This is a genomic window from Mitsuaria sp. WAJ17, assembly GCF_014174515.1.
Classification (GTDB): domain Bacteria; phylum Pseudomonadota; class Gammaproteobacteria; order Burkholderiales; family Burkholderiaceae_C; genus Roseateles_B.
The window spans coordinates 41,944-52,780 of the sequence record NZ_JACJUG010000030.1 but is presented as its reverse complement, the minus strand read 5'-3'; the positions used below and the strand labels follow the sequence as shown (position 1 = coordinate 52,780).

The following is a 10,837-nucleotide window of genomic DNA, read 5'->3' as shown; positions in this document are numbered from 1 at the left end:
CAGGAAGGCATGCTGTTCCACCACCTGATGGCGACCCAGGGCGATGTGTACCTGCAGGACGTGCTCTTCAGCTTCCAGGAGCGCGACAAGCTGGACCGCTTCGTGCAGGCCCTGGGCCAGGTCGTGCGGCGCCATGACGTGCTGCGCACCGCGCTGCACTGGGAAGGCCTGGACGAGCCGGTGCAGGTGGTCTGGCGCGAGGCACCGCTGCTGCTGCAAGAGGACGCCCTCGACCCTGACAGCGACCAAGACGCTGCGACACAGCTGCGCGCGCGCTGGGACCCGCGCCACACCCGGATCGAGCTGACCCAGGCACCGCTGATGCGAGCCCATGTGCTGCACGATGCCGCCCAGCAGCGCTGGCTGCTGCTGCTGCTGATGCACCACCTGGCGACGGACCACCAGGCGCTGGAGGTCATGCAGCAGGAGATCGCCCTGCTGCTGAGCGACCGGGGTCAGGACTTGCCCCCCGCACAGCCCTTCCGCAACTACGTGGCGCAGGCCCGGCTGGGGCTGACACCCGCCCAACACGAGGCCTACTTCCGCGAGCAACTGGGCGATGTGGACGAGCCAACGCTGCCCTACGGCCTGTCAGACGTGCAGGGCGATGGCAGCCAGGTCGGCGAAGCCCACCTGGCACTGCCGGATTCGCTGAGCCAAGCGCTGCGCACCCAGGCCCGCCGCCTGGGCGTGAGCGTGGCCAGCCTGTGCCACCTGGCCTATGCCCAGCTGCTGGGCCGGGTCAGCGGGCGCGAGGACGTGGTCTTCGGCACCGTGCTGTTCGGCCGCATGCAGGCCGGCGCCGGGGCGGACCGCGCCCTGGGGCTTTACATCAACACCTTGCCGCTTCGAGTCAAGCTGCAGGGCCCCGTGCTGGGCGCCGTCAAGCAGGTCCAGCAAGACCTGGCTGGGCTGCTGCGCCACGAGCACGCCCCGTTGGCCTTGGCCCAACGCTGCAGCGGGCTGGAGAGCGGCGTGCCGGTCTTCGCGGCCCTGTTTAACTATCGCCACAGCCCGAAGGACACCACGGCTGACTCTGAGGCCACGCTGATCGACTTCACCGCCGGGATGCAGAGCGAGGTCGGCGCTGAACGGAGCAACTATCCCTACACGCTCAGCGTCGATGACGACGGCGAAGCGCTGTTCGTGACCGCCCAGGTGCATGACAGCATCTCCGCCGAGCAAACCTGCCGCTACATGGCTCGCCTGCTCCAGGCGCTGTCGGTGGCCTTGGAGGAGGACGCCTCCCGATCGCTGCTCTCACTGGACATGCTGGAGGACTCGGAGCGGCAGACCCTGATCCAGGGCTGCCATGAACCCGTACGGTATGAGCAGCGGCTGACCGTGCATGGCCTGTTCGAGGAGCAAGCCCATCGAACCCCAGAGGCAACGGCCATGATCGACGGCGACCGCCGCGTCAGCTATGCCGAGCTCAACGCCAGCGCCAACCACGTGGCCTGGCAGCTCCAGCAAGCCGGTGTGCGCCCTGGCCAGCCGGTCGCCTTGTTGATGAAGCGTTCCGTCGAGCTCGTGGCTTCGCAGCTGGCCGTGCTGAAGTGCGGCGCCTTCTTCGTCCCCTTGGACGAGCAGGCGCCACCGCAGCGCTGGGCCGAACTCATCGACGACAGCGGCGCCGCGCTGCTGCTGGTGCTGCCCGGCGACGAGGAGCGATCTCTGCCCAAGACAGAGCAGCTGTGCGTCGATCTTCGCCATCTGGACCTCACTCATGCGGGCAAGCCTGTCGAAGTCCATGCGCAGCTGGAAGACCTGGCCTACCTGATGTACACGTCCGGCTCGACCGGCCGCCCCAAGGGCGTGCGGATTCCGCACCGAGCCATCGGGCGCATCGCCCTCGAGAACGGCTATGCCGACTTCGGATCCGCGGATCGCGTCGCGTTCATTTCCAATCCGGCCTTCGACGCCAGCACGATGGAGGTCTGGGCCGCGCTGCTCAACGGCGGCACGCTGGTGACGATGGACACCGACACGGTGCTGGACCCGCCCCGCATGGCAGAGGCCCTGGATCACACGGGCATCACGGCAATCTTTCTGACCACGGCGGTGTTCAACCAGCTGGCGGCATCCATTCCTCGTGCGCTGTCCCGACTGCGTCACCTGATGACGGGCGGGGAGCGTTGTGATCCGCAGGCCTTTGCCCGGGTCCTGGCGGAGCAGGGGCCAGTCCGTCTGATCCACTGCTATGGTCCGACCGAGACCACCACCTTCGCGCTGACGTCCCACATCACGTCGGTGAGCGACGGGGCCCTGACGCTGCCATTGGGGCGCCCGATCTGCAACACCCGGGTCTATCTCCTGGATGAAAGGCGCAGGCTGGTGCCCTCCGGCGCGATCGGCGAGATCCACATCGGCGGCGATGGTGTCGCCCTGGGCTACTTGAATCGGCCGGAGCTGACACGCGACCGCTTTGTGGACGATCCGTTCGTGCCTGGCGCAACGCTGTACCGCAGCGGTGATCTGGCCTATCAGCGCTCGGATGGCCAGTTCGTCTTCGTGGGACGTCGCGACTTCCAGGTCAAGATGCGGGGGTTCCGCATCGAGCTTGGCGAAATCGAGGCTCAGCTGCTGCTGCAACCGGGCGTACGCGAGTCGCTGGTGCTGGTTCAGCACGACCAGACACCGCAGCAACGCTTGCTCGGCTACGTCGCCGGTGACCTGGACAAGCTCAGCCCGGAGGCCGTGCGCGCGCAACTGGCATTGACGCTGCCCAGCTACATGGTGCCCGCGGTCATCGTGGCGATGGAGCGCATGCCCCTGAATCGCAATGGCAAGATCGACCGGGCGGCGCTGCCGGCGCCGGATGACGACGGCCGTGGCATGGAGGCGGAGCAGCACGTCTGCGGCGACCTGGAACAGACGATTGCCAGCATCTGGCGCGAGGTGCTCGGCTTCGATCGCATCCAGCGCAACGACGACTTCTTCCAGCTGGGCGGGCATTCCCTGCTGCTGGCCCTGACGGTGAACCGATTCGAGGCCCGCGGCATCGACATCAGTGTGGCCGAACTCTTCGGGCATCCCGTGCTGAGCGACCTGGCGGCCTACCTGCGCCAACGCCCAGCCCCCATCGGCGACGCGGTCACGATCATCCGGCCCATGGGCAGCAAGCCGCCCATCTTCCTGGTGCACGAGTACCTCGGCTTGGACATCTACTTCCACCGCCTGGGCCCCAAGATCGACCCCGAGGTTCCTGTGTTCGGGCTTCCGGGATGCAAGCCGGGTGCGAACAGCGCGGACACGATGGCCGGGCTGGCCCACCGGCTCGTCAAGCTGATCCGCGCGGTGCAGCCAGAGGGGCCCTACCGGGTGGCCGGCTGGTCCTTCGGCGGGATCCTCGCCTATGAAGTCGCCATGCAGCTGAAGGACTCAGGCGCAGAGGTCGGATTCATCGGCCTGCTGGACAGCTTTGCGCCCGCCGTGTTGCGTTTGCTGCGGGCACATGTCCGCCTGCGCCACGATCTGTCACCGCAGCGCAACCTGATGCTGCTCTGCGAAGAGCGCCCTGAGCCGACGCTGAACTGGCTCCAGAACATCGTCAAGATGAAGCTCAAGGGCCGGGCCATTCGCAAGCTGACTCAGCGAGCGGACCAACTGAGCTTCGCCGCCTTGCTGGCCGAGTGCCGCAAGGCGCGCATCTTGCCGGACTACCTCGACCAGTTCGACGAAGGCGCCTTGCGCGATTTCATTTCGCGCCTGCAGGCTCATGAGGATGCGCTGGACGGCTACACGCCGCGTTCGGCCGACCTGCCTGTTCACCTGTTCTCGGCCGAGGACAAGAGCACCGTGTTCGACGAGCTGGTCCCGATTGAAGTGCTGGAGCAGAACTCGGATCCGCGCGCAGGGTGGCTGCACTACATCCCCGATGCGCTGCTGCGCGTAGTGCCGGTACCAGGCGACCACGGAAGCATGATGGGCGACTACGTTGCCGAGCTGGGGACCGCGATCTCCAAAGCACTGGATGAATCTTTGCAATGAAGGGCAACATGAACAAGCAACACACCCACGAAGGCCTCGGCCAGCGCGCGCCGCAAGGACCGAGCCATGAGACCTTGCTGTTTTGGTTCGACAGCGAGCATGCCGACCAGGCCGCTCCGCCGGACTGGATCGAAGGGACAGGCGGCGCGGCGCCCTTGCGGTGCATCGCACTGAACTGGCGCGAGGCAGGCCGACCTCGCACGACGGAGGGCGCTGCGGCCTGGCTCGCTCAGAGCATCCGGTCCTTTCAGGGGGAGGGCCCCTACTGGCTGGTGGCAGAGGCCCGCAGCGCCGAACTGATGCATGCCCTTGCCCTGCAGTTGCTGGGTCAGGATCAGGAGCTCGCCTTTCTCGGCCTGCTCGGGGCCACGCCTGCACCAGTGGCGTCGGGGATCTCCCTGCGCTCACGGGCACTGCCGGCGTGGTCGATCGATCCGGCCAATGGCCTGGTGCAGCGATTGGAACTGCTGGCGACGGGGGCCAAGGTGCTGTCCTCGACCGTGGTTCGCGAACCCGACGGGACGCTCGAATGCCTCCAAGCCCTGTGGTCTGACGTGCTGGACCTGGCGGACAGCCTGGCGCCGCAACGCGCTCCGGAGCTGGACTATCAACCCTTGATCAAGCTTCAGGCAGGCAGCCCCGGGCATGCGCCGCTGTTCTGCGTTCCGGGCGCCGGCGACAGTGTCATGGGCCTGCGGGACTGGGCTGCAGCCTTGGGAGCGCAATGGCCAGTCTATGGACTGCAACCTCGCGGAACCGACGGTGTGCTGATGCCCCACACCACGGTCGAGGCCGCCGCGGTGGCGGCGGTGCGGGCGATGGAGGCCGTGACGGGCAGGGGGCCGGTGCATCTGGCCGGGCATTCTTTCGGCGGCTGGGTCGCTTTCGAGATCGCCCTGCAATGGCAGGCCCTGGGGCGCGAGGTGCTGTCCTTGACGCTGCTGGACAGCGAAGCACCCGACGCTGCGGGGGTGCTGGACAAGGAGCACAGCCATCTGGACATCTGTGAGCAGCTGGCTGGCAGCCTGGAGCTGGCCTTGGGGCGCCCCCTGGGTATCTTCCGCCACCAGTTGGCGCCCCTGTCGCCGGCACAACGCCTGGCCACGCTGCATGCGGCGATGACGCGCCACGGCCTCCTGCCAGCCCGCACGCGCCCCGACGTGATGGAAGGTCCCCTCCAGGCCTTTGGCGCCGCGCTGCGTACCAGCTACCGGCCCACCGGCCAGTGGGGCCGGCCTATCTGCCTGGTGCAGGCCGACGATCCGCGTCGCTGCGCCGAACGCAATGCACAAGACCAGCAGCGCGATGCCGAGGGATGGCGGCTGTGGGCGCCTCAGCTTCAGCACTGGAAGGGGCCTGGCAATCACATGAGCATGCTCAAGCCCCCGCATGTGCAGCATTGCGTCGATGGGTGGCTTACCCGGCAGCGGGGCGTCAGCAGATCGACAACGCCGATCGCGTTTGAACAGAAAACGAAGGACATGGGAGTCAATTGATGAAAGCATTTTCCCGACTGGCCGCATTGGGCCGACCGTTTTGGATGCTGTGGACCGGTCAGACGGTCTCGATGGTGGGCACGCAGATGGTTCAGTTCGCCATGAGCGTCTGGATCTACGAACGCACCAATTCCACGCTCAGCTTTGCCGGCGCCATCGTGGCCAGCCTGCTGCCGGCCGTGCTTGTGTCACCGATCGCTGTGAGCGTCGTGGACCGGGTGAAGCGGCGCAACGTCATGATTGCCGCAGACTCGGTGGCGGCCCTGATGACCTTGATGCTGCTGATCCTGCTCTGGACAGACAGTCTTGCAGTGGTCCATCTGTACGCCTTCACCGCGGTGGCGTCGATGGTCAGCGCATTCCAGGGGCCTGCCTTTGAGGCGTCGGTGGCGAACATCGTCAACAAAGGCTTGCTGACCCGAGCGGCCGGTGCGTTCGGCGTCAGCGCGACTACTCTTGGCGTTATCGCTCCATCCATGGCGGGCATGCTGATGGCGCTCATCGGCTTGCCCGGCATCGTCACCATCGACCTGATCACTTTCGTGATCGGTACCTTGTTCGTCTGGTATGCCTTCAGCCTCGCCAAGTCCAACACCGAAACACTGAAGGCAGGCACGCTCAAGGAGGCGCTGCTCGACTCGCGAAAGAACTTCGCGTCGGCTTTGGGGTTCTTCAAGCGGGACACCATCATGCTGGCGCTGCTGCTCTACTCCATGATGCAGGCCGGCCTGATCGCTGTGTCCGTCAGCTTGGTCGTCCCCCTGATCCTGGAGCGGCACGATGAGCAGACGCTCGGCATCGTGTTGAGCTTCGAGTCCCTGGGCGCGCTGTTCGGCAGCATGGCCATGGTGTGGTTCGACATGCCGGAGCGTCGCATGCGCATCGTGCTGGCCTGCGACGCGATCGTGGCCGTTTGCGTGCTGCTGGTCGGGATGGTGGAGGGCGTCCCCGCCTTGTGCGCGATCGAGTTCCTGGCCGGTCTCACTGCAGCGATCGCATCGAGCTGCGTCTTTGCGCTCTGGATGACGCGCGTTCCCGAATCTCAGCAAGGGGGCATCCTGGTGCTGACGAGTACCAGCACCATGCTGGCGACAGCCTCCACCGTCGTCTTTGGTGGCCTGCTGGTGGAGCAGGTCTTCAAGCCGGCCTTCAAGCATGGGCACTGGGTGGCCGAGATGATGGGCCGTGCCGTGGGAAGCGGTGAAGGCCAGGCGGTCGCCGCCATGTTCGTGCTTTGCGGGCTGCTGGGCCTGATGGCCTCCGTCGGAGGCATCGCCCTGCGCCCGCTGCGCGAGCTGCGCTGAGGCCGGCGCGGCGGACCGCCCCTGCGACTGCTCGAACGCGCGAGCGAAATGACAAACGAAATGACAAACGAAATGACGAGCGAAATGACAAACGACGTGATGAACGAATCTTTACTGGGAGCGTCCCTGATGAACACACCTCAACTCACACGATCCATGCTGCTGCAGCCCGAGCTGGCCTTCACCTCGCTGCGCGCGCAACCGCGCTTTGCCTTCCCGCTGCTGCTGCTGGTCGGCTTGACCCTGGCCTCCATCGGCGCCTACTTCAGCCAGGTAGACCTGGCCTGGCTGCAGACACAGCTGCTGGCACCCGCCGGCGACAAGGCCCAGGAAGGCATGCCGGCCCTGTCTCTGCAGACACTGGCGATCACCTCCGTGGTCGGCGCCTTGATCGCGCTGGTGGGCGGAAGGCTGATGGAGGGCGGGTACTACTTTCTCGCGGGCCGTGCGACCCGCATTGAATTTCCGTTCAGCCAGTGGCTGGCATTGGCTTGCTGGGCCAGCCTGCCGCTGCTGTTGCTGCCTTTGCTGTCGATGGGCATGCTGGTGGTGTATCCGAGTGGGCAGGTCCTGCAGGAGCAGCTCAACGCCCTCTCGCTCAACGAGCTGTTCTTCCATGCCCCGCAGGACAGCCCTTGGTATGTGCTCCTGAACTCGTTGAGCGTCCTGCATCCCTGGAGCTGGTGGTTGAGTGCCGTGGGCGTGAAGACCTGGAGCGGGCGAGGCTGGGCATTCAGCCTGGCATTTGCGCTGGCCCCGTGGTTGCTGGTGTACGGCGTCTGGACCTTGGCGGTGGGACTCTGAGATGCGTCGTCAACTGTTGTTGGGCGGCGCGCTGGCGCTGCTGGTGGTCCTGCCCTTGTCCATCAAGGCGCTGCGGACTTCCGAACAAAAGGCCGTCGAGGTCGCCACGGTGGGGAAGCGTGCAATCACGCCCTCCATCCTGGCCTCCGGCATCCTCGCCTTTGGAAGCCAGGTCACCCTGGTTTCGGAGGTCCTTGCCCGGGTGGGCGACGTGCTGGTGACCGAAGGCAGCAGCGTCAGACGCGGCCAGGTGCTGCTTCGCCTGGAAAGCGAGTCGCTGCACGCCGAGATTGCCCAGCTCACCGCCGCCAGGCGCCAGGCTGAACTGGCTGTCGATCGCCAGCGGATTCGCCTTGAAGCAGCCGTGAGCAAGCTCAAGCGCAATGAAGAGCTGCACAGGCATGGCATGGTGGACTCCCTGCGCTTTGATGACCTGGCCTCGGAAGTGCACCTGGCCGAGGTGGAGCTTCGCAACAGCCAGGAGGCGGTGCGGCAGTCCTCGGCCTTGCTGGCACAGGCGCAGCTGCGCCTCACCAAGACCGAAGTGCGGGCACCGATAGACGGGATCGTGACCACCATCTCCATCAAGCGCGGCGAGACGGCCGTGCCCAGCGCGATGAGCATCGCGGGCGGCAGCCTGATGGTCGTGGCCGACACCCGGCAGCTGTATGCAGAGATCCAGGTCGATGAGTCGGACATCGCTCGCGTGACGGCCGAACATGAGGCGACCATCGTGCCGGTCGCCTTCCCCGACCGGCTGCTGAAGGGCAAGGTGGAGACCATTGCCCTGACTCCCCGGCAGGCGCCAGGCCAGAGTCGCACCTACCCCGTTCGTATCCGGCTGGATCCGGTGCCGGATCTCAAGTTCCATCCCGGCATGAGCGCGCGCGCCGACATCGCCACCGCGGCCACGGCGCAGCGTCTGGCGGTGCCGCTGCAGGCCATCCAGTACGAGGGCCCGTCAGGCGCCAGCAAGGCCAACGTTTTCGTCGTCGAAAACAGTACCGTGCGCAAGCGCGTGATCGAGCCGGGGATCTCCGATGACAGCTACCTGGAAGTGATCAAGGGCCTGAATGCGGACGATGTGGTGGTGGTCGGCCCCGCCAAGACACTTCGATTCCTTCGGGAAGGTGAGCGTGTCCAGCCCCGGCCTGGCGCCCAGAAGACGGCGGCCCTGGGCGGCCCATCGACAGGGGAGGCGAGCCGATGATCGAGCTGCATGACATCTGCAAGGCCTACCATCTGGACGGGCAGGAGTGCCCGGTGCTGCATGGCATCTCGCTGCAGGTGGCCGCCGGCGAGTTCGTGGCGCTGACCGGCAGTTCCGGCTCAGGCAAGTCCACGCTGATGAACATCCTGGGCTGCCTGGATACGCCGACCAGCGGTCGGTATCTGCTGGATGGACGCGATGTGTCCTCCCTCAGCGAAGCCGCACTGGCCCGGGAGCGCAACCTGAGGATCGGCTTCGTCTTCCAGAGCTTCTACCTGCTGCCCCGGATGCCCGCCTGGGTGACGGTGGCTCAGCCCCTGATCTACCGTGGCTGGTCGCCGGCCATGCGCCGGGAAGCGGCCCTTCTTGCGCTGCAGCGCGTGGGGCTGGAACACCGCGCGGAACACCGCCCCAACGAGCTGTCAGGCGGTCAAAGGCAGCGCGTGGCGATCGCCCGGGCCCTCGTCGGCGAGCCCAAGCTGCTGCTCGCCGACGAGCCGACCGGCAACCTGGACAGCCGCACCGCTCAGGAAATCATGAGCTTGTTCCATGAGCTGCATGCCCACGGGCTGACCGTGCTGCTGGTCACCCACGAACCCGGCATTGCCTCGCAGTGCCGCCGCATCGTGCGCCTGCATGACGGCCTGATCGTGGAGGACGCCTTGACCACGCCCGGGCGGATGAGGGAGGCCGCCTTCTCATGAACCCGACCATTTCTTCGACGCACACCTGCGCCCCTTTGATCGGTGACCCCGACGCCGACCCGCAATGCGCAGGCCAGCAAGCCCCATGGAGCGCACGCTTCTACCTGCTGCAGGAATGCCTGCGCTCGGCATTGGCCAGCATTCGGGCCCACGGCATGCGGAGCTTCCTGACCATGCTTGGCATCATCATCGGCGTGGCGTCGGTCGTCACCGTGATCTCGCTGGTGCAAGGCCTGTCGAAGTCGATCAGCCAGCAGTTTCAGGGCCTGGGCGGCAATGTGCTCACCCTTCGCGCCGACACATCGATCGAGGATGCGCTGCGCGGCAAGGTGAATCGGCTGAAGCTGAGCGATCTGGAGCAGCTCCGCCATCGGATCGACGGCATCCAGGACATCACCCCCACCGTCGTGGCAGGCGGCCGCATCGGCGCGGACATCCGCAACGGCTCGCATGTAGCCTACGGCACCATGTACGGCACGACCGCGCTTTACCAGGACGTGCAGGCGCTGTACCCGCTTCACGGCAGGTTTCTGACCGAAAGCGATGACTTGACACGTCGCCGGGTGGTCGTGCTGGGCGAGAAGCTGCGCCGGGACCTGAAGCTGCCGCCCAATCCTGTGGGCATGCACATCCAGATCGCTGGCGAGTGGTTCAAGGTGCTGGGCGTGATGGAGCCCCGTGGTGAAATGTTCGGCATCAGCCAGGATGCCTATCTGCTGATGCCCTTCCAGACGGCCTTGGCCGTGAATGGCGTGGTGGAAGAACCGGACCTGTCCATCAGCTTCACCGTCAGTGACCCGGACCAGGCCACGGCCGTACAGGCAAGGGTCGTCGAGCTGATGCGGCTCGCACACGGGCTGAAGCCGGGCCAGGCCAACGATTTCGTCCTGGAGTCGGCCGATTCGCTGCGCAAGTCCTTCAGCGAGATCAGTACCACCATCACCATCGTGGTGGGTGCCGTGGTCGGCATTTCGCTGATCGTGGGGGGCGTGGGCATCATGAACATCATGCTGGTGTCCGTGACGGAGCGCACCCGCGAAATCGGCATCGCCAAGGCCCTGGGCGCCCCTCGGGCCTTCATCCTGCTTCAGTTCCTGATCGAGGCCATGCTGTTGGCCGTAATCGGCGGGCTCATAGGCCTGCTGATCGGCACGGGACTGGCGCATGTAATCGCCGCGCTGATACCGAATTTCCCGCCACCGACAGTGCCCTGGTGGGCTTCATTGGGGGCATGCGGCTTCTCGGGGATGATCGGTGTGGTGTTTGGCATTCTGCCGGCGAGCAATGCCGCCAATCTGACGCCCATTGACGCGCTTCGCCACGAATGAC

Annotated in this window: 7 protein-coding genes; all 7 read left to right on the top strand. The window is 66.0% G+C overall.

The genetic code is table 11. The features are described 5' to 3' along the window. The first annotated feature begins 9 nt into the window (after positions 1 to 9). Positions 10 to 3,990, top strand: a complete 3,981-nt coding sequence (locus tag H5407_RS19865) for an amino acid adenylation domain-containing protein (protein WP_255501340.1) — start codon at positions 10 to 12, stop codon at positions 3,988 to 3,990. A gap of 8 nt (positions 3,991 to 3,998) precedes the next feature. Beyond that, positions 3,999 to 5,486 carry an alpha/beta fold hydrolase gene (locus tag H5407_RS19860; RefSeq protein WP_183106230.1) on the top strand — a complete coding sequence of 496 codons (1,488 nt, stop codon included), beginning with the start codon at positions 3,999 to 4,001 and terminating at the stop codon, positions 5,484 to 5,486. Continuing rightward, positions 5,486 to 6,790, top strand: coding sequence for an MFS transporter (locus H5407_RS19855; RefSeq protein WP_183106229.1), 1,305 nt, complete (start codon positions 5,486 to 5,488; stop codon positions 6,788 to 6,790). Before H5407_RS19860 ends, H5407_RS19855 begins: the two co-directional genes overlap by 1 nt. Before the next feature lie 129 nt (positions 6,791 to 6,919). Next, complete coding sequence (locus tag H5407_RS19850) at positions 6,920 to 7,594, top strand: YIP1 family protein (RefSeq protein ID WP_183106228.1); 675 nt, start codon at positions 6,920 to 6,922, stop codon at positions 7,592 to 7,594. 1 nt (position 7,595) lies between these two features. Next, entirely contained in the window at positions 7,596 to 8,804 is a 1,209-nt protein-coding gene (locus H5407_RS19845; protein ID WP_183106227.1) for an efflux RND transporter periplasmic adaptor subunit, read from the top strand. Beyond that, positions 8,801 to 9,508, top strand: coding sequence for an ABC transporter ATP-binding protein (locus H5407_RS19840; RefSeq protein ID WP_183106226.1), 708 nt, complete (start codon positions 8,801 to 8,803; stop codon positions 9,506 to 9,508). Before H5407_RS19845 ends, H5407_RS19840 begins: the two co-directional genes overlap by 4 nt. After that, positions 9,505 to 10,836 carry an ABC transporter permease gene (locus tag H5407_RS19835; protein WP_183106225.1) on the top strand — a complete coding sequence of 444 codons (1,332 nt, stop codon included), beginning with the start codon at positions 9,505 to 9,507 and terminating at the stop codon, positions 10,834 to 10,836. The genes H5407_RS19840 and H5407_RS19835 overlap by 4 nt, the downstream gene beginning before the upstream one ends. Position 10,837 lies beyond the last annotated feature (1 nt).

What these genes read in the sequence shown, in the direction of transcription:
- H5407_RS19865 (WP_255501340.1), top strand. Translation starts at nt 10, where the DNA reads ATGCTGTTCCACCACCTGATGGCGACCCAGGGCGATGTGTACCTGCAG.
- H5407_RS19860 (WP_183106230.1), top strand. Translation starts at nt 3,999, where the DNA reads ATGAACAAGCAACACACCCACGAAGGCCTCGGCCAGCGCGCGCCGCAA.
- H5407_RS19855 (WP_183106229.1), top strand. Translation starts at nt 5,486, where the DNA reads ATGAAAGCATTTTCCCGACTGGCCGCATTGGGCCGACCGTTTTGGATG.
- H5407_RS19850 (WP_183106228.1), top strand. Translation starts at nt 6,920, where the DNA reads ATGAACACACCTCAACTCACACGATCCATGCTGCTGCAGCCCGAGCTG.
- H5407_RS19845 (WP_183106227.1), top strand. Translation starts at nt 7,596, where the DNA reads ATGCGTCGTCAACTGTTGTTGGGCGGCGCGCTGGCGCTGCTGGTGGTC.
- H5407_RS19840 (WP_183106226.1), top strand. Translation starts at nt 8,801, where the DNA reads ATGATCGAGCTGCATGACATCTGCAAGGCCTACCATCTGGACGGGCAG.
- H5407_RS19835 (WP_183106225.1), top strand. Translation starts at nt 9,505, where the DNA reads ATGAACCCGACCATTTCTTCGACGCACACCTGCGCCCCTTTGATCGGT.